At 40.5% G+C, this 24,757-nt stretch carries 24 protein-coding genes and 1 riboswitch; of the genes, 5 read left to right on the top strand and 19 right to left on the bottom strand.

The window, feature by feature from the left end:
• Positions 1–59: 59 nt before the first annotated feature.
• From H539_RS0116330 to H539_RS0116320, 3 genes are all read right to left on the bottom strand, one after another.
• The gene (locus tag H539_RS0116330) at positions 60–926 is read right to left on the bottom strand and encodes a YitT family protein (RefSeq protein ID WP_026694398.1); all 867 of its coding nucleotides are present in this window, start codon (positions 924–926) and stop codon (positions 60–62) included.
• A gap of 267 nt (positions 927–1,193) precedes the next feature.
• Positions 1,194–1,604, bottom strand: a complete 411-nt coding sequence (locus tag H539_RS0116325) for a GGDEF domain-containing protein (RefSeq protein ID WP_026694397.1) — start codon at positions 1,602–1,604, stop codon at positions 1,194–1,196.
• A gap of 35 nt (positions 1,605–1,639) precedes the next feature.
• Positions 1,640–1,828: a hypothetical protein gene (locus H539_RS0116320; protein WP_026694396.1), complete on the bottom strand. Its 189-nt coding sequence runs from the start codon at positions 1,826–1,828 to the stop codon at positions 1,640–1,642.
• 316 nt (positions 1,829–2,144) lie between these two features.
• Here H539_RS0116320 and H539_RS28845 point away from each other — a divergent pair, with 316 nt between their 5' ends.
• Both H539_RS28845 and H539_RS31635 read left to right on the top strand, forming a co-directional pair.
• On the top strand, positions 2,145–4,544 hold the full coding sequence (locus H539_RS28845; protein ID WP_081415918.1) for a beta-glucosidase: 2,400 nt from the start codon (positions 2,145–2,147) through the stop codon (positions 4,542–4,544).
• 234 nt (positions 4,545–4,778) lie between these two features.
• Positions 4,779–4,904, top strand: a complete 126-nt coding sequence (locus H539_RS31635) for a paeninodin family lasso peptide (RefSeq protein WP_155890099.1) — start codon at positions 4,779–4,781, stop codon at positions 4,902–4,904.
• Positions 4,905–5,126: 222 nt separating this feature from the next.
• Here the strand turns inward: H539_RS31635 and prfB are convergent.
• Both prfB and secA read right to left on the bottom strand, forming a co-directional pair.
• Positions 5,127–6,228 (bottom strand): peptide chain release factor 2 gene (gene prfB, locus H539_RS0116305; protein WP_155890097.1). Its coding sequence is split into 2 segments (ribosomal slippage): positions 5,127–6,155 and positions 6,157–6,228, totalling 1,101 coding nucleotides; the frame shifts between segments, so codons are not numbered across the junction.
• 150 nt (positions 6,229–6,378) lie between these two features.
• Entirely contained in the window at positions 6,379–8,886 is a 2,508-nt protein-coding gene (secA, locus tag H539_RS0116300; RefSeq protein ID WP_026694394.1) for a preprotein translocase subunit SecA, read from the bottom strand.
• Between the two features lie 381 nt (positions 8,887–9,267).
• On the opposite strand from secA, the gene H539_RS0116295 reads away from it, so the two are divergent.
• Positions 9,268–9,588 carry a helix-turn-helix domain-containing protein gene (locus tag H539_RS0116295; protein ID WP_026694393.1) on the top strand — a complete coding sequence of 107 codons (321 nt, stop codon included), beginning with the start codon at positions 9,268–9,270 and terminating at the stop codon, positions 9,586–9,588.
• A gap of 83 nt (positions 9,589–9,671) precedes the next feature.
• Here the strand turns inward: H539_RS0116295 and sinI are convergent, their stop codons facing one another.
• Both sinI and H539_RS0116285 read right to left on the bottom strand, forming a co-directional pair.
• On the bottom strand, positions 9,672–9,806 hold the full coding sequence (gene sinI, locus H539_RS30890) for a DNA-binding anti-repressor SinI (protein WP_081415917.1): 135 nt from the start codon (positions 9,804–9,806) through the stop codon (positions 9,672–9,674).
• 28 nt (positions 9,807–9,834) lie between these two features.
• Positions 9,835–9,926, bottom strand: a riboswitch (cyclic di-GMP riboswitch).
• Between the two features lie 162 nt (positions 9,927–10,088).
• Positions 10,089–10,292, bottom strand: coding sequence for a hypothetical protein (locus tag H539_RS0116285; RefSeq protein WP_026694392.1), 204 nt, complete (start codon positions 10,290–10,292; stop codon positions 10,089–10,091).
• 158 nt (positions 10,293–10,450) lie between these two features.
• Here H539_RS0116285 and H539_RS0116280 point away from each other — a divergent pair, with 158 nt between their 5' ends.
• Positions 10,451–10,675 (top strand): hypothetical protein, encoded by a 225-nt coding sequence (locus H539_RS0116280; RefSeq protein WP_026694391.1) that lies wholly within the window; start codon positions 10,451–10,453, stop codon positions 10,673–10,675.
• Positions 10,676–10,704: 29 nt separating this feature from the next.
• Complete coding sequence (locus tag H539_RS28840) at positions 10,705–11,130, top strand: VanZ family protein (protein WP_051348641.1); 426 nt, start codon at positions 10,705–10,707, stop codon at positions 11,128–11,130.
• A 196-nt stretch (positions 11,131–11,326) separates the two neighbouring features.
• Here H539_RS28840 and H539_RS28835 read toward each other — a convergent pair whose 3' ends face one another.
• The 12 genes from H539_RS28835 to H539_RS0116215 all read right to left on the bottom strand — a co-directional run bounded on the left by H539_RS28835 (position 11,327) and on the right by H539_RS0116215 (position 24,752).
• Complete coding sequence (locus tag H539_RS28835; protein WP_162144746.1) at positions 11,327–12,310, bottom strand: nucleotidyltransferase family protein; 984 nt, start codon at positions 12,308–12,310, stop codon at positions 11,327–11,329.
• Positions 12,311–12,325: 15 nt separating this feature from the next.
• Positions 12,326–14,131 (bottom strand): ABC transporter ATP-binding protein, encoded by a 1,806-nt coding sequence (locus H539_RS0116265; RefSeq protein ID WP_026694390.1) that lies wholly within the window; start codon positions 14,129–14,131, stop codon positions 12,326–12,328.
• A gap of 15 nt (positions 14,132–14,146) precedes the next feature.
• Entirely contained in the window at positions 14,147–14,569 is a 423-nt protein-coding gene (locus tag H539_RS0116260) for a S24/S26 family peptidase (protein WP_162144745.1), read from the bottom strand.
• A gap of 10 nt (positions 14,570–14,579) precedes the next feature.
• A complete protein-coding gene (locus H539_RS0116255; protein ID WP_035322923.1) occupies positions 14,580–14,861 on the bottom strand; it encodes a PqqD family protein in 282 nt (93 codons plus the stop codon).
• Positions 14,858–15,637: a hypothetical protein gene (locus H539_RS0116250; RefSeq protein ID WP_026694387.1), complete on the bottom strand. Its 780-nt coding sequence runs from the start codon at positions 15,635–15,637 to the stop codon at positions 14,858–14,860. The genes H539_RS0116255 and H539_RS0116250 overlap by 4 nt, the downstream gene beginning before the upstream one ends.
• Before the next feature lie 30 nt (positions 15,638–15,667).
• Positions 15,668–15,892: a hypothetical protein gene (locus H539_RS0116245; protein WP_026694386.1), complete on the bottom strand. Its 225-nt coding sequence runs from the start codon at positions 15,890–15,892 to the stop codon at positions 15,668–15,670.
• A 1,758-nt stretch (positions 15,893–17,650) separates the two neighbouring features.
• Positions 17,651–18,748 carry an acyltransferase family protein gene (locus tag H539_RS28830; RefSeq protein ID WP_051348640.1) on the bottom strand — a complete coding sequence of 366 codons (1,098 nt, stop codon included), beginning with the start codon at positions 18,746–18,748 and terminating at the stop codon, positions 17,651–17,653.
• Positions 18,749–18,782: 34 nt separating this feature from the next.
• Positions 18,783–20,330: a lipopolysaccharide biosynthesis protein gene (locus tag H539_RS0116235; RefSeq protein WP_026694385.1), complete on the bottom strand. Its 1,548-nt coding sequence runs from the start codon at positions 20,328–20,330 to the stop codon at positions 18,783–18,785.
• Between the two features lie 192 nt (positions 20,331–20,522).
• Positions 20,523–21,749, bottom strand: a complete 1,227-nt coding sequence (locus H539_RS28825; RefSeq protein ID WP_051348639.1) for a glycoside hydrolase family 88 protein — start codon at positions 21,747–21,749, stop codon at positions 20,523–20,525.
• Between the two features lie 30 nt (positions 21,750–21,779).
• Entirely contained in the window at positions 21,780–22,340 is a 561-nt protein-coding gene (locus tag H539_RS0116225) for an acyltransferase (protein ID WP_026694384.1), read from the bottom strand.
• Entirely contained in the window at positions 22,334–23,548 is a 1,215-nt protein-coding gene (locus H539_RS0116220; protein WP_026694383.1) for a glycosyltransferase, read from the bottom strand. Before H539_RS0116220 ends, H539_RS0116225 begins: the two co-directional genes overlap by 7 nt.
• Positions 23,549–23,561: 13 nt before the next feature.
• A complete protein-coding gene (locus tag H539_RS0116215; RefSeq protein WP_026694382.1) occupies positions 23,562–24,752 on the bottom strand; it encodes a glycosyltransferase in 1,191 nt (396 codons plus the stop codon).
• Positions 24,753–24,757 lie beyond the last annotated feature (5 nt).

Below are 24,757 nucleotides of genomic sequence, written 5' to 3'. Positions count from 1 at the left end.
CTCTATCGTAACAGAGCTGAAAATGAAAGTGAATCTTCACTACTATTATATACTCGAACTTAGGCCCTTTTAAAGCCCTCGCCCAGCACTTCAGATGCATCCATCACGATCACAAAGGCTTTTGGATCAATGGCTTTCACCAATTGTTTCAACTTTATGAATTCTGTCTGATCGACCACGCACATCAGGATGGGACGCTCATCGTCTGTATATCCGCCCATTCCGGAAAGCTTGGTCACGCCGCGGTTGATTTCATGGAGAATTCCCTGGCGCACCTCTATTTCATTTTCCGTGATCACCATCGCCATTTTGGAACGTCCGATCCCGATTTGAACAAGGTCAATGGTCTTGCTCGTCACATAGAGACCGATCAGTGCATAAAGGCCGCGTTCAATGTCGAAGCAGATCGCTGCCGAGAGGACAATCAGCCCGTCAATGATAGCGACACACGTGCCAAGGGAAAGCCCTGTATATTTATTAATGATTTGAGCGGCAAGGTCTGTGCCGCCTGTGGAGGCCTGGCCTCTGAATACAATCCCGAGTCCGAGGCCGACCCCTATGCCGCCAAACAAGGCGCCTAGCAGCGGATCAGTCGTAAACGGCTCCCAATGCTTAGTCAGAAAAACCACAAATGGGAGAAAAACCGTGCCTAAAAGTGTTTTTGCCCCAAACTGGGCTCCCAGAAAAATGATTCCTGCAATGAACAGCGGCACATTAAATGCCCACTGCACATAAGCGGGCTCCCAGCCCAGCAGTGAATGAAGGATCGTACTGATCCCGCTCACCCCGCCGGAAGCAACCTTATTCGGAAGCAAAAGCACATTAAACGAAATCGCCACTATCGCCGAACCTAACAGAATATAAGCAACCTCCACGAGCTTATTCACCACAGGATGCGAATACGCCATACCCCTTCTCTTCCGCATAAACCACTGTCCCCCATCATCTATTCTCTATAGTTTCCATATAATTCTACAAAAACATACACAAAAACCCAGACTAGAGTATACCATGAGATGGGAAATAGAGACAGTCTCTATTTTCTGAAAGCCAAACCCTTGCACAACAAGCTCCCAGCCGGGGTCTGAGACCTTAATTCCCAACGCCCCATAGTAAAAACGCCGCGTGTACGGCGGCGTTTTGTTTTTCAGTACGTGTAAGCTCAAACAGGAACGGGCAAAGCTTCAGCGCTTTTACGTTCGTGATAGGCTGAAACACAGTTCCGGCCATTTCGTTTGGCTGCATAAAATTCCTGATCTGCCTGGCTGGTGAGGGTTTGGATAAGGATTTCCCCCACAGCTCCTTCCGTTTTTCGGTGGAAACGCCAAAGCTTGAAGTGACGCGAAGCTCCTGATCCCTGAACCATAGGAGCTGGATTCAATCTTCTCCCTGATCACATCAGCCAGCTGATAGGCCTCCAATGCAAAGGTACCGGGCATAAGGATCATGAATTCCTCTCCTCCATATCGCCCGATGATATGGGAACTCCGCAGGCATCTCTTGGTTAATTGAGCAATATCGATCAATACTCTATCCCCCGCATCATGTCCGTATGTATCATTGACCTGCTTAAAAAAGGACCTGCTTAAAAAAGTCGATATCAAACATGACCCAGGAAACGTCCCCTATTATACTTCCATCATCGATAAGCCTTGCCGCTTCTTTTCATGAAATGTGTCCGGTTATAAACCTGTGTCAATCCATCCATGCTGGCGGACAGCTGAAGCTTTTCCTCGGCATACACGCGATCAGAAACATCCACAAAGGCAATGATCCGTCCGATCCGCTCTTTATTATGCGGATGTCTGAAAACAACTAATCTTTCCATATCTTTTACGCTTTAACATGTTAAAATTCTACGACATTCCCCGGGAAATTTCGACCTATTTCTTTCCAGCCACAAAAAAAAGAAGAGCATTTCTCTGCTCTCCAGACTTCCATACTAAAATTGCTCCTGCTGACTAAAGAAGATCCTCACGCATTGGATTCCTTGTACGTTATTAAGAACAAAATAATGCAGGAATCCGCAATATAATCCAGACAAAAACCTATATTCAAAATGGTCGTTGGCCTTATACTTAATGTAAGCGCTTTACAAAGCGGTTGTATAGTCATTCTAATACCCTGAAGGAGGATATTGGTAAATGAAAGAATTCATAAAGAAACAAAAAAGCAAATTCATCACTGTGACTTTAACATCCTCTTTAATCCTATCCGGCTTAGCATTCGACACCGTATCTGCAAAAACCAGCCCTGCATCCACTGTCACATCATCCATGTCTTCTTCAAAAGTTAAAATAACCGCTGCTCCTTATTTAAAGGATGCTGCTTCTATCGATCGTGTCATTTCTGCGATGACATTAGACGAGAAGGCGAAATTTGTTGTGGGTGTGGGAATGCCTGGATTCGGAAGACCGGCGTTTGAAGACGTAGCCGGTGCTGTAGGCGGTACGTATGGAATCCCCCGGCTCGGGATACCGGAGCTCCGTCTTGCCGATGGACCGGCAGGACTGCGCATCTCCCCTGCACGTGCTAATTCAGCACAGACTTACTACACGACGGCGTTTCCGATTGGCACACAAATTGCCTCTACATGGGATACCGCGGCGGCGGCGGCTGTGGGAAAAGCCCAAGGAAATGAAGTCAAAGAATATGGAGTGGACTTCCTTCTCGGTCCTGGCCTGAATATCCAGCGGAACCCCTTAAACGGAAGAAATTTTGAATACTATTCCGAGGATCCTTTGGTCACAGGGAAAATAGCAGCGGCAGCGGTTAATGGGCTTCAGTCGAATGGCATTGGCGCCACCATCAAGCATTTCGCTGCCAATAACCAGGAAACAAAGCGGAACAGCATCGATACCATAGTTTCACAGCGGGCATTGCGTGAGATTTATCTGCGAGGCTTTGAAATCGCCGTGAAGGAAGGCCATCCCTGGTCTGTTATGAGCTCCTATAACAAGCTGAATGGAACCTATACGTCTCAAAGCTCTGATTTATTAACCAGTGTTTTACGCAGTGACTGGGGATTCAAAGGCTTTGTCATGACCGACTGGTTTGGCGGAGATAATCCAGTCGAACAAATGAAAGCCGGCAACGATATGATTATGCCAGGCTCCGCTGCCCAATCCGATACGATTAAGGCGGCAGTAGAATCAGGGAAATTGGATGAAAAAGTGCTGGATCGGAATATCAAAAACATCCTTCAAATTTTAATACAAACACCTGAATTTAAATCGTATCAAAACAGCAATACTCCTGATTTAACAGCTCATGCACAGATTGCCAGAAGAGCGGCAGCAGATGGGATGGTCCTGTTAAAGAATAACAATCAGGCCCTTCCAATCCATACTAATAAAAAAATAGCGCTTTTCGGAAATACCCAAATCGAAACCATCAAAGGCGGGACAGGCAGCGGCGATGTAAATGCGAAATATACCATCTCGATCGCCGACGGCTTAAAGGCTGCAGGGTATAAGGTCAATCCATCCTTACTCACTAGCTATCAAAGCTATATCACCACTTTACGCCAGCAGGACGAATACAAAATCAAACCAAGTCCATGGGGTGCGGAATTCGGCAAAACCATTCCGCCGATTCCGGAAAAGCCGATAAGTGACAGCGAACTAGCAGCGGCCTCAAAAGAAAGCAGCACCGGTGTCATTGTTATTGGACGGAATTCAGGAGAGGGTGCTGACCGCAAAGTAGAGAAAGGTGACTTTTTATTATCAGATGCCGAGCAGGCGATGATCAGCAGAGTGACAGATGCCTTCCATAAGCAAGGGAAAAAGGTCGCTGTTGTACTGAATATCGGCGGGCCGGTTGAAACAGCCAGCTGGAGAGATAAAGTTGACTCGATTCTGCTCGCATGGCAGCCTGGACAGGAAGCGGGGTACGCAGTGGCCGATGTGATTTCCGGGAAAGTCAATCCGTCTGGAAAACTCGCAGAAACATTCCCGATGAAGTACAGTGATGTCGCATCTGCGGCCAACTTCCCTGGAACGCCTGCAAACAATCCTGCACAGGTACAGTACAAAGAGGACATTTATGTAGGCTATCGCTACAACACAACCTTCAAAGTGAAGCCTGCCTATGAATTCGGATACGGTCTATCATACACAAACTTTGGTTATAGCCGCATTGACATTAGCAAGGGGAAGAAATTTAAGGACAAGCTCACGGTTACCGCGTTGATCCAGAACACAGGAAAGGTTTCCGGAAGAGAAGTGGTTCAGGTGTATGTGTCCGCACCTAATGGCAAACTTCAAAAGCCAGCCCTTGAACTGAAGGCTTTTGATAAAACAAAAGAGCTCCTGCCAAATCAGCGCCAGCTGCTCCAATTCAATCTGAATCCTAAGGACCTTGCCTCCTTCGACGAGCAAAAGTCCGCATGGGTGCTTGAAAAAGGGACGTATACAGTTAAAGTCGGCTCCTCCTCTGAAAATATTAAAGGAACGGCTTCCTTTACAGTCGATCATGATAGGATTGTCGAAAAGGTAAGTGATGTTCTGGCTCCCAAGGTGCCTATGGACCGTCTCACTAAATAACGGAAAAATGAACCCAGCCCCTTCGTTGAAAAGGGGCTGGGGTTTTATTGTTAACTCTTTATTACTGAAAATAGGTACAACCTCACATTAGATTCCCGGATGAGTTTTCTCTCGCAGCTATAACAACATCCACCAAAAGACTCACCTTATTGTTTAAACAAGTCGAAATCCCTTTGTTGATTTAAACCAGCGAACAAAATATGATTATATAAAGAACGAAAGGATGTGATTCTAATGAAAAAAGAATGGTCTGCACCCATACTCGAAGTTCTTGAGGTAAAAATGACTGAGGCTGTCCATGGCGGTCTTCCGGGTGGAATAATTGAAGATCCAAATACACCTATACCGCCCCTAAGTTAATTCGTTATTAGTTGAATTTATTTCATATGGAAATAAAATCCCATTCTTCATCGAGAGTGGGTTATTTTTATTCACTTTTCCACAAGATCGCCTAAAGCCATGTGGTTTTTATCTAGACAGTGAGGAGTATTTGCAGCAAAAGAATATAGAACACAGCACGATCATTAAACTTCTCAGACATAAAAAAAGAAACGGGAAAAACAATCCCATTTCTTTCGATCATTAAGCCAATTTAGAACGCAGATACGCATCAATAAACGAATCCAGATCTCCATCCATAACCGCCTGAATGTTACCTGTTTCATGGCTGGTACGGTGGTCTTTGACCATGGAGTACGGATGGAACACATAGGAGCGGATCTGGGAGCCCCAGCCGATTTCCTTCTGCTCGCCGCGGATTTCGTCAAGCTCGGCCTGCTGCTGTTCGATTTCGCGCTGATACAGCTTTGCCTTCAGCATTTTCATGGCCTGCTCACGGTTTTTGATCTGTGAACGCTCGGACTGGCAGGTTACAACCACATTAGTCGGAATGTGCGTAATACGGACCGCTGAGTCTGTCGTGTTGATATGCTGTCCGCCGGCACCGCTCGCACGGTACGTATCAATTTTCAGATCCTCTGTACGGATGTCAATTTCGATCTCGTTGTTGAACTCAGGCATAACTTCACAGGAAACAAAGGAAGTATGACGGCGGCCTGAGGAATCAAACGGCGAGATACGGACAAGACGGTGAACGCCTTTTTCAGCCTTCAGATAGCCGTAGGCATTATGGCCTTTAATCAAAAGGGTAACGCTCTTAATGCCCGCTTCATCACCTGGAAGGTAATCCAGTGTCTCCACCTTGAAGCCTCTCTTCTCACCCCAGCGCGTGTACATCCGAAGCAGCATAGAGCCCCAGTCCTGGGATTCTGTTCCGCCGGCGCCTGGGTGAAGCTCAAGGATCGCATTGTTTTTATCATATTCCTCACTGAGCAGCATCTGCAGCTCAAAGTCATTCAGCTGCTCGGTCAGCTCATTCAGCTCAGACTCAAGCTCAGCCTGCAGCTCTGCATCATTTTCCTCTTTCACCAGTTCAAAAGTCAGATCAAGGTTTTCGTAGTTCTCATTCATTTCATAGAACTTCACAACCGCTTCCTTTAAACCGTTCACTTCATTAATAACACCCTGAGCTGCATTTTGGTCATTCCAGAAGTCTGGATGGGACATTTCATTTTCCAGCTGGGCAATACGGGCTTCCTTCTCTTCTAAGTCAAAGAGACCCCCTAAAGTCCGCTAATTTCTTAGCTGTTTTCTCAAGCTCATTACGAATTTCTGATAATTCCATGCTTGTTCCACCTCATTTAAATAGTCATTCTACTTATATATACTATAAAAAAATTTATATGGCCGTAAAAACTTATTATACTCTGTATAATCTCTTCACACAAACAGGAAAAAGGCGGTAAACTTCCGCTTACCGTCCTTTTTGCCTTTATTATTGAAGCTGGCCGTGGCAGTTCTTGAACTTTTTGCCGCTTCCGCAGGGGCAAGGTTCATTCCGTCCCACTTCCTCCTTCTTGCGCTTAGGCTGTTTCTTCACTTCGCCGTCTTCCTTCGGGTTGACCGCCTGGGCCTGGACCACTTCCTGGCGCTCCAGATTATTCTGGATTTCGGCTTTCATGATGTATTTCGCTACATCATCCTCAATAGCCGAAATCATGGCATCGAACAGGGCAAGTCCTTCCTCCTGGTATTCGCGAAGCGGATCGATCTGTCCGTACGCACGGAGATGGATTCCCTCACGAAGCTGTTCCATCGTGTCGATATGATCCATCCACTTACTGTCGACAGCACGGAGAACGATAACCTTCTCGAATTCCCTCATCTGCTCGTCCGTCAGCATCTCTTCTTTTTCATCATAGCGTTCCTTGATCTTACCAAGGATGTACTCCACCATTTCATCCGGATCTTTTCCTTGAAGGTCGGCTTCGGTTACATCGCCTTCATGAAGAAGATTTCCATTGATATAATCGATCAGGCCGGTAAAGTTCCAATCCTCCTCGTCCTCATGCGGAGAAACAAAGGCAGAGAAATTACGGGAAAGCGATGATTCAATCATCCGTTCCACAATGGCACGGAGGGTATCACTTTCAAGGACCTCATTGCGCTGCGCATAAATGATTTCACGCTGCTGGCGCAGAACATCATCATATTGCAGAAGCTGCTTACGGGCATCAAAGTTATTGCCTTCCACCCGTTTCTGCGCAGATTCAACTGCCCTTGTCACCATCTTGCTCTGGATGGGCTGAGTGTCATCCATGCCAAGGCGGGACATCAGGTTCTTCATGTTATCCGAACCGAAGCGGCGCATCAGCTCGTCCTCCATGGAAAGATAGAACTGAGTCACACCAGGGTCTCCCTGACGTCCGGAACGTCCGCGGAGCTGGTTATCGATCCGTCTGCTCTCATGGCGCTCTGTACCTACAACCGCAAGGCCGCCAAGCTCCTTCACACCTTCGCCAAGCTTGATATCTGTACCGCGTCCCGCCATGTTCGTCGCGATGGTCACCGCACCGCGCTCACCTGCATGGGCAATGATTTCCGCCTCGCGTTCATGGTTTTTCGCGTTCAATACATCATGCTTCACGCCTTTACGGGTCAGGAGATGAGAAATGAGCTCCGAGGTCTCGATGGCCACCGTACCGACAAGCACAGGCTGCCCTTTTGCATGGCGCTCTGCGATTTCCTCGGCCACCGCATTGAACTTCCCTTCCATGGAAGCAAAGATCAAGTCTGCGCGGTCATCACGGACGATATCCCGGTTTGTAGGAATGACAATAACCTGCATGTTGTAGATATTGCGGAATTCCTCTTCCTCTGTCTTTGCCGTACCAGTCATTCCGGAAAGCTTTTCGTACATACGGAAATAGTTCTGGAAGGTGATGGTCGCAAGCGTCATGCTTTCATTCTGGATCTCGACGCCCTCTTTTGCCTCGATGGCCTGGTGCAGGCCGTCACTGTAGCGGCGTCCTTTCATCAGACGTCCGGTAAATTGGTCGACGATTACAATCTCGCCGTCCTGGATCACATAATCCACATCCAGCTGCATACTGTTATGAGCCCTCAATGCCTGATTGATGTGGTGATTCAGGGTAACATGGGAGATGTCAAATAAATTATCGATTCCAAAAGCGCGCTCTGCCTTAGAGATTCCCTCTTCTGTCATCTGAACGCCTTTGGTCTTTTCATCATACGTAAAATCAACATCCCGCTTCAGCGTGCGTACAAACGCATTCGCCTGGATATACAGGACATTTGATTTTTCTGCAGTCCCTGAAATGATGAGCGGTGTACGTGCTTCATCAATCAGGATGGAGTCAACTTCGTCAATGACCGCATAATATAGGGGCCTCTGAACCTTCTGCTCGGTGTAAAGGACCATGTTATCACGAAGATAGTCGAAGCCCAGCTCATTATTCGTGCTGTATGTGATATCAGCCGCATAAGCAGCCTGCTTTTCTTCACTGTCCAGACTGTTTAGATTCAGACCAACAGTAAGTCCAAGAAAATTATACAGCTGGCCCATTTCCTCGGCATCACGGCTGGCCAGGTATTCATTGACCGTTACCACGTGCACCCCTTTGCCTGTAAGGGCATTTAGGTAGACCGGCATGGTAGAAGTCAGCGTTTTACCTTCCCCTGTCTTCATCTCTGAAATATTTCCATCATGAAGGGATACGCCTCCCATCAGCTGGACGCGGAAAGGATACATGCCGAGAACCCTGCGGGATGCTTCACGGACGACCGCAAACGCTTCAGGAAGCAGTTTATCAAGAGATTCTCCCTTTTGATAGCGTCCTTTGAATTCCTCCGTTTTTGCACGAAGCTCGTCATCCGAAAGACGTTCCATATCAGAGGCCAGTGCTTCTATCTGATCAGCTGCCTTCTCAAGCCTCCTGACTTCGCGTTTATTCGGATCAAATACTTTATTCAAAATCCCCATATTCAGCGCTCCTCTTTATAAGATGTCTTGCCAGGGAAAACTGCCAACCAGCGGCATTCATTCTCCATCTACGGCAATTTCTGATCATTTTCAATGTGAGCCTATATAAAACGAGCCCATGTGGAATGGGCTCCAAGAATTATTCGATTCATTCAAAAAATAACACATCTATAATTATAACATCTCTTAAACCCAGCAACAACATAAGGGCCAATCACATAGCACAATCCCAGCAATTTTACAAAAAAAAGTACGAAATACACTATAAATATTCCCGCCGGTATAGTAAGTTTATAGTAGAACATTATAAACTCATACTACTACACCTACATTAAAATACTATTAATTTTTTACTAAGGCTGCTGGGATGTGAAACACATGATGATCGGTGATCGCGTAAAAAACATTAGAAAAGAAAAAAGAATGTCCATGTCTGAATTGGCGGAAAGAGCGGGAGTAGCCAAGTCCTATTTAAGCTCACTGGAGCGCAATTTACAGACCAATCCTTCCATTCAATTCCTGGAAAAGATCTCATCTGTCCTTGGAGTCCCCCTGGATAGTCTTTTATATGACAATCTTCCAAAGGACTCCCTGGACTCAGACTGGATGAAAATCATGGCAGAAGCCATGGCTTCCGGCGTGACCAAGGAACAGTTCCGGGAATTCATCGAGTTTAACAAGTGGCGGCAGAAGAAGGAATAAAAACAATAACCCTTAAGGCAGCTCACAGCTCGTCCGAGCCAGGCCTTAAGGGTTCCATTTTTTATACAACTGCTTCACCATACTTACATTTCATTTTGAAGCTGAATCTCTTGCAGGAATTCCCTGATCTCCTCAACTTTGATTCCCATTGCCTTCGCCTGCTTAAACAGCATCATCCATTCCAAATCCAATTCCTGCTTGATGATTTCAACTACCAATTAAATACCCTCCCAATAGCCTACACTCCAAGGCAGTCCAGCCGTCTTAGTTTTTAAGGAGAAAACCTTAGACCTGCGACTTTGCGCCCTTATTTTTCAATAAGTTTGCCATTTTCTCAACAGGATAGTGCATTAATAGTTCTTGAGTTACAGTATATGCCAGCGCCGGATATTTTTTTGTAATAATTTGTCACACAATTCAAAATAATTCAGTCTAATTTCGATGGTTATTTCCCATTAAATTGCCAACGATATTGAACTTTCTAAAAATAACCATAAGATCTACTCAGATTTTGTCGAAGTAATACGAAATAATTCCTCCGATTTTCTCATACCGCTCTTCCAGCTGTGTAATTTTTCATAGGTCGCCGCATTGAACAGCTTTTGGCCTGATAAATCATTTCCGCATACCGGGCAGATCCAGCTGCCATGTTCAACACTGCTAAACGACGGCCTCCCGCATCTATAGCAATTTTTACGGTACATACAAACTCCTTTCACAAAATGGTGAAGTTCTTTAAAATGAAATCTATTGTTCTTTATATAGAACTATTTTATAATAAATACTAGATTTCTACAAAAAATTCCTTTAAATTTGCAAAAAATTTTTTATTCGGTCAGGAGACTTTCGATAAGGAGAATTCATGGATAATAGATTGGATTTAGGAGAAGAGATTGTTGAACCATCTTTGCTGCTATATGAATATGGAGTTTCTACCTTCAGTCAATCACTGGAGGCTGAATGGATCGAACTATTAAATGAGGTAAAAGGACGGGGAATTACCAAGGAATTTTTCGAATCCTGGCTTCAGTACAAAGTCCTTCTTAAATTCCATCGTGTTGAAATCAATAAAAAAGGGCTATACTAAATAAAAAAATAAAAAAGCGAGCTGCGACTATGAAATTAAAATATCTGCTTCCCGCCATAATGCTTGGCTTGCTGATCTTTATCTTTACGGCTTCCAAATTTGCAACCGGGGAGAATACTCTTTCACTCATCCAGAACAGTCTGGGGATAGATTATAACTCTGCCGAAGTCTTAAATGTAATAATCCGCAAGTCCGCTCATGTGCTTGTATTTGGCACTTTATCTGTATTTCTGTATTTTTTACTAAAGCGAAGATACTTCTTATCCTGGGCCCTTGCAACCATTTATGCGATTTCAGATGAATATCATCAGTCTTTTGTGCCGGGAAGGACCTCGACACCCTATGATGTACTTTTAGATTCCTGTGCCGCTCTCGTGTTTATCGGAATGGTGCGCTATATTAAAACCAAAGAAACAAGTAAAAATAGACAAAATCAAGAGCCGCCTATGCATTGAAGAGACCACATAAAGTTAGACAGGTTATTATGTTAGACAGCTTGATGTGCATGAGTTCGATTTTATCGGACTCATGCCTTTTAATTTTTTTTGCCATAAAGAAATGCGCCCTGATTGTTAGTTGCAGCTAACAATCAGGGCGCATTTCACTAATTAGTCTCTTTTTTTAGAGTTCCTATTGAATAAGTTTGTATTGTTATCCTAAGGATTTCAGCCAGTTCTTTACTTCCAGAAAGCTGTGCCGTGCTGTGTCAAAGCTGAAAAATTGATAGTCGACATAGTCTAGATAATCCTTCAGTGTCGGCTTGGTAATTTTTGAAACAATTTGATTCCGGAATCTTACCTGTTTTTTGTAAGGAAATTCTTTTATCTCATGCAGGTAAGGCAATGCCTCATAGACGAGCGAAAGCGTCCTTACTATTCTTTTTAGAGTCCTGTCTTTCCTGGCTTCCTCAAGCAGTTCCACATAGTCAAGCTCCTCCTTAAGTACAAGGATAAGCTGGATAATATCCATATAATACTTTAATGAATCAAGGTTATGCCTCCAGCCGTGCAGGCAGATCATATAAAACGTGTAAAAAGGGGATAGAGCTTTAACATGCTGAAAGGTATCGACAGCAGCGGCATTCTCCCAAAACTTCTCAATCCGCAGACTCGCCGTGTTTTCCATCAGTATCCCCCAGTGAATCTCCACACACAAGGGGATCGCGGAACCGGGGATGTCCTGGTAATAGCTCCTGTGGAAATGAGAGTCATCTTCAAGCTTCCTATTTATAAAACCAAGGGATTGGACTGCTTCAATTGCTAAGGTGATATCCTTCTCTTTGATCAATAGATCAATATCTGAAGTCGGCCTTGCTCCAATATGCCCATAATAATCCTTTGAATAATAAGTTCCCTTAAGAGGGATAACATCTATCCCCCATTTTTCAAATTCTTTCAGGATCTTATTTGTCTGGCTGTGAATAAAGAGATTTTTATAGAAGATTTCATCGAAGCCCAGCTTAAGCTGCTCTTGGAAATATTCCGGTGTCTGGTGCAGCTTACTAAACCTTGCAAGCAATATGTACATCTGCGAGGATGCTTCATGATATTTGATCGCGTTCAGCAGCTGCTCAAAACCGCTTCCTTCAGGAGGAAGAACAGCACTGGGATTATATAAAGTATCAAGCAGGTTCACTATTCATTACACTCCTTAGATGGATACAAGCTCCAGCTGTTTTCTTTTGCTAAACTCTGAATGATAAAGCTTTCGGTATAAGCCTTCCTGCCCCATAAGCTCCTGATGGCTTCCGGACTGAATGAGCCTTCCCTCATTTAAAACCACTATTAAATCCGCGCTTTTAACGGTTGATAAGCGGTGTGCGATAATAAGGGTGGTTCTTCCTTTCACCAGCTTATCCAAAGCTTGCTGGACATAGTGTTCAGTTTCGGTGTCCAGGGCAGATGTAGCTTCATCAAGCATTAGGATAGGGGCATCCTTCAATAAAGCCCTTGCAATGGCAATCCTCTGCTTCTGTCCGCCTGACAGCTTAACCCCGCGCTCCCCGATTTGGGTATCATAACCGTAAGGAAGGGATCTAATAAAATCATGGATATATGCATCCTGGCAGGCCCTGATCATTTCCCGTTCTGTTAAACCCGGTTTTGCAAGCATCAGATTATCCTTAATCGAGCCGCCGAACAGAAACGTTTCCTGGGGCACAAAGGCAATCGAGCTGCGCAGCTCCGCAAGAATCATATCCTCAATCGGTTTACCACCTATTTGTATTTCTCCTGAAAAAGGCTTATATATCCCTTGAATCAGGCTGAACAGTGTACTTTTCCCGGCTCCGCTGGGCCCGACAACCGCGATTACCTTTCCCGTAGGAAGAGACAGGTTGAATTTTTGAAAAAGTATTTGATCCTCCTGATAACCAAAGCTCAGATCCTTCATTTCTATGGGCATAGATATTCCTGCAGGCTTTATGTAATCAGGAAGCTCCTCAGCTTCTGCTTTTTGCTCCAGGACACGAAGCAGCCTGTCTGCTGCTATAATCGACCTTTGAAACCCAGCCCACTGCCCGGCAAGCCCGGTCATGGGATAAACCAGATGGTTCACCAGATTTAAAAAGGTCAGCAGCGCCCCAACCGTCAATGTTCCTTTGGAAATATAGAGAGATCCAAGGCAGACGCTGATGAAATAAATCAAATAGCTTATGAAAGTTCCGGCTGAAAAAAACCAGCTGCGCAATTTGGTATTTTCTAATTCAAGCTGCATCAGCTTCCTGTTCCTGCCTGAAAACCTATCAAATAATACTTTTTCAAGAGTAAACGTTCGTACTACATGCAGCCCCTGAAAGGTTTCGGAAATCATCCCGTTTAGACTGCTTACAAGGTCAAAGATCTTCCTCCCATTTCGGCGGAGAATAAGCCCGAAAAATACCCCCAGAACCGCAGCGGCCGGAGCTGTACAAAGACTTATTAGGGCGATAGTAGAATTGATATGATATAAGTAAATGAATACGACCATATAAATAACAGGCAGTCTGATTAAATCAATTAAGCTGCTGCCTATGATGCCGTCAATACTGTGCAGGTCTGTTGTAAAGTGGGAAATGAGATCACCGGAACGAAGATTGGCTGTATTTTTAGCCGGCAGCCGCAGTACATGGCTGAATAAGTAATTTTCCAGGTCCCGTTTCACACCGGTGGAAGCAATCGTTTCACAATAGGAGTTTACATAGGAAGATACCATACTGAACATAAGAAGCCCGGCACCCATAGGAACCAGGAGCTTAAGCTTTGAGAAATCACTTTGGATCGCTGCATCAGTAACTGCTCCGAAGTACCAGGCAAAAACAATAGTAGTAAAGATATTGATAAATAGCATGACAGCAAGCACTGTGTAGGCCTTCCAGCGTCTTAAAATAAACGGCTTCAGTAAAGAATATGTGCGAATGATATCCTTAAAAGAAAAATATTCTTTTGCAAGCTGCTTAATTGAATGTAAGTTATTCATGATTAACACTCCACCTTACACATGCTGAGGATTACGGCGGTTTAAAAAGCTGCGGAGAAGCCCAGAGATAACAGGAAAAGACAGGACCAGCTTTCCCCATAGCCATAGCATAGGATGATCTGCTCTCAAAGGAAATTGCTTCTTTTTTATCAAGACAAGCCGCCCCAGCAGCTGTGCCTGCAGTACCGGAGCATCCATTCCGAGATTTGTATCTCCTTTAAACAGATACTCCCCTGTCTCTTCCAAATAGGAAACAAATCTATGTGCAACCAAACCGCCTGAGGGAGAAAGAAAAAGAACGATATCTCCCTTCTTCAGTTTTTCTATTTCACAAACTTCAAAGGTGCAAATATTCCCCTCCCTGATAAGCGGATACATACTATTGCCCTTTGCCGGCAGCTCCATAAGCCCCTCTGTCCCAATGACCTTCTTAATCATAAAGACCGTTTCAGCCTGCGCGATCATAGGCCACTAAATCACACTCGATCAGGTCCGATAAAAACTCTCTGATATCAGCTTCGATTCTCTCTTTCGGGATAACCGAGTCCAATTCCTTGGTCACTGCCTCTACCAAAGAATCGACAGTCTGGTTGCTGCTAAGCAGTGACCAGCAGAACCCTCCCATGTCGTTTAGCTTGGTAACGGTATAGTTCTCTGTATTTAATATAATCCACTCTTGATCAAACTCTGTCGCTTCATGGCTGCCATTTTGTATATAGCGATGTGTCATGAAATCAGCTCCCAAAATCTATTATTCTTTTGAAAATCAAGGCGATACACAGGTGTCTGGCTGACCAGAGCCTTGAGAAGCCCGATTATTTTCACTGTCTCTTCTCGCTCACATGGCCAGAAGAATACCTTATCCATCAATTGAAGCATCGCATCGGCCCGCCCCATTCTCTCCCGGTTGATATCCAATGACTGACGTAATAGCTGAATGCTGCCAAGAGGAAAGCCGCCCTGCTTATTCTTGTTTTGAATCTCACTGCGAAACGGCGAATCAAAAATAGTAATCCCTTCTGCAGAAACCTTCACAATCGTAGCCTCATCCGATAACAGCTCACGAGGATGCGAGAGTTTAGCCGCGGTAGATTTGCCAGCCCCGGAATGCCCCGAGAAAATATGAGCTCTTTTGTTCTCTATAACGCATGACGAATGTATTAAAAGACCCCAGTTATGATGGACGATGAAGGCACTGTACAGGTTGGTCAGCGCATGCTTTAGCGCCAGCTCGTCGTGAACTGAGATTACGGCATTTTTGTATTGGGGATCGACTTGGATTAAGTAGTCGGCGCGTTGGTATTGAATCTTATTATTGTCAATAGTGATTGAAACATCATAATTTTGAAAAGAAAGACCATAGCCATTAATAACCCGGATTGAGAGGTGCGCTTTTTCTTCAGTCTCGTATGAATGAAAGTTTATAGAGAGATATTCATACAAATGCTTACTATTACAAGTGAAATTAACGATATGGTCACCAATCTTAGTTAAAATTTTATTCATCAAACACTCCGTTATTTTACAGTTTTTGTCTTATTTATTTTTCCCATTACCTTTACCATTTCCACCACCATTTCCATTATGCGGACCTGTATAAGGCGTGTTAGGATAATTAGTTCCGCCATTTCCTGTTCCAGGATGATCCAGATTGCCATGACCCTTATTCCAGCTCTGGGCTGTCTCAAACACAATTGGCTGATGTGTGAGAACAAGGGGGCGCTGATACGTCTTTTTTGCTTTGTTTATTGCTGATGACATTTGTTCACCTACTAGTAAAAAGTAAAGACTTTGTTTTACTTGAGTAAAACTATATTAAGTCTTTCTACCTAGATTATAAACTCATGGTTGTTCATTATAAAGAACATTTTTTCGACAAATACTTTAGTATTTCCTTTAGAACTACAGCTAGTCCAAGCAATATTTCTTTATTTTCATAGACCATATAATATTGGAGAAACTAAAATGAAAGGACGACATTTGTATATTATCGAACTCGCAAAATGGAATATTAAGCAGTGACTGCCAAGTAAGCCTTATAGGGCTGCTGATTATTATATGGCTGATGCAAACATCCGAGGAATTAATAACGCACTAAAGTATGCGTATGATAATGGTTATTCAGAAGCTATACTTCTCCAGGGACAATATACCCTATGCCATACTAGAAAGATAAACTTATTGGACAATATGTCACTCAATCTTAATGGATCTACACTGAAGGTGATATTTGATTCGGATAGGAAGTCACCTTTTGATACCAGGACGACTACAGATTACTACAATTTCAGGGGGAATAGTTTATTGTTGATGGAGTGACCAACTCCCATCTTATAAACGGAACGATTATTGGCTGCCGGGATGTCAGGAGCTTTTCAAATACGGAAGAGTTTTACAGGAGGTACTAATAATAGCTATGTAACGCACTGTACAAATAGAGATTATATGGGAGACAATATCACCTTTACCAGTACTTCATTTAGCAAGTTGTTTAATGTAAGCCCTAAAGAAAACTCCGCATAGTCTTAGATCCAATGACAGGTCTGCCATCTTATTTCAACTTAAATTAACCTCCCAACAGAAAAAGTATATAATTCCTTTCTTGTGGCTGGAGCTTGATTCACTCGTACTACAGCCTTAAACACCAAGAAACTGGATGTATACTTCTACCGAAGCGACAATACCTTCATTCGGGCACTTCAAATCAGAAAGGTCCTATTACAATCCCAATTGGAGCAAGCAAAGTCCGGTTTGTTTTCTATATAAGGGATAATGGATTTAACTTTTCTTTTTAATGGAAAACCTTTGTTTCCGGATCCGACGAGGTGGCATAAATCAAGAAGATTCTTACGGGGATAATTGCATTATCAAAAATAACCTTATCTACAATGTAACAGGTATTGCTATAAATCTTTATACTTTATTAACAGCCAAGATTAGAGGTAATTTTATTTATAACTGCCAACCTCTATAGGGTTAATGACAGCTAACCTACAGAATGCTCATGTTTATATTACAGAAAACTCTATAACTGGAGGTAGCTGTCTTTGAGTCAAATGTACATCCTGTTATTTTGTTAACTTGAGACTGGGATTCCGACGGAGAGTCTAAAATTATTATCCGAAAAGACATATGAAGAATTATCAGGCATTGATATATTACCACTGTCAAAAAAGTATTTTTATAAAACATATACATCATAGCCTGTCCCGCTGGCTAAATTCTTTGAATTTCATTAGCCACATTAATTATACGTGCCATAGGATTATATATCATGCTTTCCAAAGTGCTATTTAAGAATTTACAATCTGTATCAAAAATCTTTTCTATTATAGTACTTCCATTATGAGTAACACCGCTCACTATAAAGTTACTAAAAGAACTTCCCCTTAGTTCATAGGTTCTAAGTGTTAATACCTTAGGTGTAACATTAAATTTCACAAAGTTTAGTATAGAGATACGGTCAAAAACATCCTCTAGAATTTGTTAGAGGATGTTCATATATCCATAACACCTAATTTAATCACTTTGAAATTGGCTAAAATGTTTATCAATTAAAGCGTGGTTGGTCTTCTTTTTAGCACCATATCGAATCCTTTTTCTCATAGGCTCCTCATAAGTTTGATATATTACAATGCTAAGTACCAAAGATATTGTGAAGCACATTAACAATTTAACTGAGCTATCTAAAGCAAAATTTCCGAAGTACCGTATAACTAGCTGATGAATCATATAAAAGGAAAAGCTGATTTCTCCAAGGTAAATAAAAATTTTATTTGCCAAGAATTCAGAGAGTATTCCTTTCTGAAAAGCGAATACAAAAATTATTAAACTACATACAGGAATATAATAGACACCTCGGACAACTGTTGAGCTTAAATTAGAAGAACATAGCATCATAACTAATAGGATAGCTACAGCTAGGAACTCTAACAGACTGTATAGATATTTACTTTTCGAAAACCAATTTCTATTAATTCCCCAAAACACTATACCCATAAATACTCCTATACCAAATTCATACAATCTCGCTGCTGGAAATATGTGTAGGAACCATATAAAGAAGCTATATGTTTCTCCTAATGAGATATTTGCATAGAGAAGTAAACACCATATTACAGTTGTTCCAATAATAGTTGCTAACCAATTCTTCGCTACATTTAATTTAAGTAGAACCCTTAAAATAAATGGAAATGTAAAATAAAAAAAAGCTTCCACGGATAACGTCCAAGATACACCATTAAAATTAAAATATGTACCCGGATTAGGGAAAAAACTTTGAATTAACAACAAGTTTATAGCTGACATAAATGCAAACTTAACAAGATACAGATTATCAGGTTTAAAAGTTAAAATAACTAGGGGCACAGAAATTAAAAAGGTCAGAATATGAACTGGATAAATTTTCGCAAACCTTGCCTTATAAAAACTTATTAACACCTCTTTATTGATCACTGTTAATTTCATTTTATAATTATATGCAAGAATAAAACCAGATAATATAAAGAAAAAAGAAACCCCGGCTGCACCTAATTGAAATTGAGTAAAAATCCCCATATGAAAAAGAAAGACCATAAGCGCAGCAAAAAATCTAAAAGAGGTTAGCGAATTAATCATACAATACTCCTTCAACATTTATTTAAGACCTATATTAATAATGAAATATCTTACTTGGTCTATATCGATAAAAAAGCTTATTAACAAGGCTTTTAGCTACTGTAAATAAATACTGAAATTCATTAGTTCTGTAAAATAAAACAGTATATATCAGATTGGGTATTATTACGCACACAATGAATTTCAAAGCTAAATGGGAAAGGCCTCCATTGTGAAAGATATTACATAAGATCAATGTAATATAACAGGTACCTACTCCGATTATTAGGTAGAATAGGTATCTTAATAAATATTGTTTCATAGGTAGCTTAAACACTTTTTTATAAACAAAATATGGCGTAGTCCAAAAAGGAACTGCCAAAGCACTAACAAGCGTTCCCAAAAATACCCCAACTATCCCGATAGACTCCACTAATATAATAGATACGGCTAAATTTACTGCTGCCTGGCATAAAGGTGCATATTTATCTTCCCGGAAGATGCCTGAAGTTGTTTTTACGGTAGTTATGGCGTTTCTCATTCCTCTTTCATAAAAAGTTAATATCAGCACAACTAATATCGCTTTACTCATGAGAAACTTAGGGCCAATCCATACTGTAATCAATGGTTCGATCATGACAAGTAAAAAAATGGAGAAGAATGAATAAAGCCAGAAATTGAGAAAATTATATACATTGTAAATTTTTATTATTTTTTCTTTACTCTCCTGCGCAACTAAATTTCCAACGCTATGGTATATATTGTTGAATACTTGATTAATAAAAGTTCTGCATATTTCAATTATCATATTGTAATTTGAATACAATCCTACAGCAGCGACACTTACAAATGAAGATATTATAATATTATCTGTCCCAAATACTAGATAACTACCAATATTCTGCAATATAATGGCTTTTATATTTGTAACAATCTTTGTCTTTGTTTCCTGGTCAATGCTAGCGGCAGGCTTCTTTTTTAGGAATGGATATTTTCTATTAACAATTAGGACCAAAATTAATGAATTAATTAGAGTAATAAGGCAGTCAATAAGAAGATATAAAATGTAATTTTTAGTATAGTGCAGGATTGCAATTTTTAAACAAACGGAAATTACCGAAGAAACGGAATAAATTCCTGTAACAATGTAGCCTTTTTGACTAACATTCAAAAATGAATTTTTGTATACAAACAAATACGGAGCAACTGTGTTAATCAGAAATATCAAGTAAATAAGATGGACATTAGAGACCTCAGAATTATTAGTGAAATAACCCAAAAAAGGCATTAATATTAGACCTAGAAGCAGGACTATCAAGGCAATCACAAGGTATGCATTTTTATAAAACTTCATTAGTACTGTTATTTTTTCCTGATCATTCTCTGCTATCGGCTTATACAGGCTGTACATAATGCTTGCTCCTATCCCTGCCTCAGCGAGCGACAGCATAGCCAATATATTGGTGAATAATCCATTGATACCTAAATATTCAATTCCTAGAGTATTAATAAATACGGTTCTTGATACAAAGCTAAGAGATGTGATAATAAGCTGATTGATTAGACCTGCAGAGATATTAATAATTGAGTGTTTTATTCTCATAGTTTTCTCCAATTTAAGTAATAAAAAAAGCCCCACCCTTTTAACAGATGTGCCTCTAACCATGAATGAACTTTTTAGATTTAACTGATAGAATAGCTGAAATGAGCAGCATCTGATTTTATATCCGTCATAGGCCATTCGATCCCATACAGTAGCCTCAGTTATAATGTTTTCTTGTCTTCCTAATACCGTTTATACAATTTTCATTTTTTTATTCCTGAATTCTTCGTTTTTAATTTCCTTGAACTCTGATAAATATTGATTTATAACTCTCACACTGAAGCCCTGAGTAAATGGCATAATATTAAATTGACCTGAATATACCCCGATGTCCTTTGTATCACCTTGAGAATAATCAATTGCACCATTTCTTCGGGTTATTGACATTAAATAATTAATTGCTTTTTCTACACTGTCAATACAGTCATTCGAAATTTCTATTATTGAAGCAGAGTTAAGCAGAAACCAGCATAAGTTGGCAGTTGCTGAAGAATCCGGCCGACACTCGTGTCTTGAAACAGTCCAATTCCAGCTTCCATTTTTTTGTTGAGCATTCATGACTGATTTCGCGAATTTAACAACGTATTCTCTTAACAAACTTTTATATTTGTTATCTTCAGGTAGCTCCCCCCATGCATCAACCAGACCGATAGCGTACCATCCCAGCCCTCTTCCCCACCCTAAAAGACCAAGGGGAGCTTTATTTTCAATTTTATAGGCATGAAAAGGAATATTTAGGTCTGTATGGAAACCGTATTTCTCATATTCAGCTATTTGTTTAATAGCGAGATTAATACATTCATCAAGGTTATATTTAATCCCATAGGAAATTAAGAAAGGACAAATAAAACCTATTGTGTCCACATAACGATATGAACCCATATTTTTTCTATATTGTACGGTGCCATCTGAACCAATGTGATCTTTAACAAGATTCCAAACACAATCTAGAGCTGGTTTATATTTATCGGCATCATTTAAATTAAGCTTCATTATCGCATACGCTAAAATACCAGCATCCACATGTTTTGGATATGACCTCCAATTTCCGTTTGCATCAAATAGGTTTCCTAAATATTTATGAATTGCTGACTTTGCTTTAATATTATCTTCTAAGTTTTCATTAGATAACCCAAGTAACAGAGCAGCCTCCTGCCAATGCTGGATGGCCCTATTCGTATAGTTTCTCTTTAATATATCTATAATTACTAATCTTCTATTGTCGGTTACCTTTATTTCAGGAGTATTTAACAACCATCTCTGAGCCCTATTTGTTACTGCCGCTTTCCATGTCTGTTTATTTTGATAACTACCTATGTGAATTCTTAAAAACCATTCGGCTATCATTGGAAGAATATCTATAAGAATTATCAGTCCAACAATTAAAAGAATAATATATAAAAATGTTTGTATAATCATCATAAATCCTTTCTTTATCTATTTAAAAAGCTACTTTACATATCCTTGTGAACTCTCTAGCTCATTTGACATGGTTTTGCACATTTCTATTGAAATATCATTGCCTATGGTCCATGAACCATCATAAATATGTGAATTTTGCATCTTGTTCCTATGCTTAGAAATATAATCCGTCGTAGTACATAAGATCTTAGCTGGATTACCACCGGCCACAAATCCTGCTGGAACTGATTTAGTTACTACGCTGCCTGCCGCAATAATGGATCCTTCTCCAATTGAAACCCCCGGCATGATAAGGGCTCTCGCTCCAATAAAAGCATGGTCATGAATTTTAACTTTAGCAATCTTGGTAAAATTTAAATACCGTTTGGTGCTTGCATCATGAGCAAGAAGGTAGACCTGCGGGGCAAAGGTTACATGTTTACCTATTTCAATAAGCCAGCAATGGGCATAATCAATGGTGCACGCTGCAAGTCCATGACATCCTTTTCCTACTTTCATTCCTCTAGAAATACAGGCATTAACTGTCAACTCTTCATTACTAATTTTCCCCATTCTTCTTAACAAAGTGCTCTTCAAGCGGTTCAACATGCTTGCGTTCCCTCTCCTTCTATTAATTCATACAGCTTGTTTACTTCAATCTCCGTTCCAAAGTCTTGATTATTTAAATTGTTAATTAGTGAAGTCCGTAATATATCATCAGTTAGCAGGAGTTCAATTTTATCAGCAACAGAATGAGCTGTCATTTCTGCGATTAAACCTGTTTCACCGTCATTTATATGATTTTCGGCTGTCTCGAAATTAGTAATAACTATAGGTTTACCTAATATTTTTGCTTCATCAATTGAAATTGACTTACCTTCATACCTGGAGGTTTGTAAGAAAATATCAGCCCGTTTAATATATGGATACGGATTTTCCTTTAATCCAAGAAGTTTCACTCTTTCGTGGAGATTGAATTCTTTAATTTTAGATTCTAATGTCGTTCTCATATCTCCCTCACCTATTACTAACCATTTCAAGTCATACCCTTTGTTAACAATTAGATGATAAACGGCATCAAGTGCAATGTCCAAGCCCTTTTCTTTTGCTAATCTTCCTACAGAAACCATGATTTTGCTCTGACTGTCGTTGTGATCGATATCAACATTTTCTCGCGATAAGCTTCTAATGATATCGGGAGAAACTATATTATGCATACACATAATCTTACCCTGACTATTCGGGAATTTATTTTTAAGAATGTTAACAAGATCATCTGATACAGTTATGAGCTTATTTAGCTTTTTGATATAAAAATGATCCATATCCGGATTAACTTCAAGTTTGTTATAATCAGTATGAATCCATCCAAATTTCTTTTTCGCATTAACCTTATCTACACAAAAATAAATAGGGTTCTTTTCTAAATACCCTATAGCTGCATCATATTCATTTGGGAGATTTTCAAGAGCCTTAGACATAAATCTCCAAAACTTTTGTTCAATCAACGCACTATTTTTTTCAAGTTTTGCCAAACAACCTAATATCACTCGGAAAATAGCATAGTGAAGTTTTTTTTGTCTACACAGCTGTAAAATTGACATATTAATCGGCATATCAAAGTATTTATAATATTTAGGCTCCGACAGGAGATTTACTTCTTTTGGCAGTTTGTTCAAAAAGATACCTTCATGCTTGAAAAGAAAGAGATCCACATCATACCTGGAATAATCTATTCTTTCCAGCAAAGAAATAAGGGACTTTTCTGCACCACCGCATACAAGCTTATTCATGACAAATAATACTTTTTTCTTCAATAACCGTCACCTACTATATAATTTGGTAAAACTTTTTGATCTCATCCTCTGTCCCTAAATGCTGGGTGGCTAATGCGGAAATGATCTGCTCGCGATAACTCTTTTCTTTGATCAATTTTTCAATTCCTTTGGAAATATCTTTCGGATCCATATCTACAATTAGACCATCGATACCAGTTTGTAACTGATCACGGGCTGTTGGATAATTAGTTACAACTATTGGTTTGTTTAATATTTTGGCTTCATCGATTGCAATGGATTTTCCCTCAAATCTAGAAGTCATTACAAAAATATCAGCTTGTTTAATATAAGGATACGGATTTGGTTTCACTCCAAGAAGGATAAAGTGATCCTGTAAGTTATATTTATTTATAAGGCCAGTTAACTTGGTACGCTCTTCTCCTTCTCCAATAACATGCCATTTTATCTTGTATCCCAATTCAACTAGGTTTTTACAAGCACCGATTGCCAGTTCAAATCCTTTTTGATAATGGAGCCTTCCAATAGAAAGGATAATAATTTCATTGGACTTTTTATTGAACACATTCGAACTGTTCTCATCAGCCATCATCTTGATAGCTGCAGGTGAAACGATATTGTGAATGACCCTTACCTTATTTTGTTCAGTAGGGAACTTTTCTCTTAATATATTGGCACACTCTTCTGAAACAGTTACTATATGATTTAATTTATTAAAATACCTAATATCATAATTTGGATCCATTCCTAACTTGTTGTAATCAATATGTACCCACCCTATTTTTTTGTCTGCCTTAACCTTTTCTACACAAAAGTAAGTTGAAGTCTTTTCCAAAAACCCAACCGCTACATCATAATTCTTATCCAGACAACTAAGTGCTTTAGATAAGTACTTCCAGTTGTCCTGTTCTTTAAGTGATTCATTTTTTGTTTTTTTATTATTTACACTGAAAAGAGTGCGATAATACGATAATAGTATTCTCCCATGTATCAGAAATTTAAAGATAGACTTATGAAAAGGCATGCTGAATATTTTATAGTCTTTTGGTAAAGGAAGAATATTTACTTCACGTGGTATTAAGTCCATAAAAATGCCGTCATGATTTAATAGAAACAGGTCAACATTATATAAATTAAAGTCTAGCTGGTTAAGTAAGCTTACAAGACTCTTTTCTCCTCCGCCGGCTGAAAGTCCGGGTATTACAAATAATAAATTTTTCTTCATAACAT

Origin of the sequence: Peribacillus kribbensis DSM 17871 (genome assembly GCF_000430765.1) — a bacterium.
In the GTDB taxonomy this organism is placed as follows: domain Bacteria; phylum Bacillota; class Bacilli; order Bacillales; family DSM-1321; genus Paraperibacillus; species Paraperibacillus kribbensis.
Note: the sequence above shows the minus strand (reverse complement) of the source record. Positions and strands in the feature narration are given on the sequence as shown.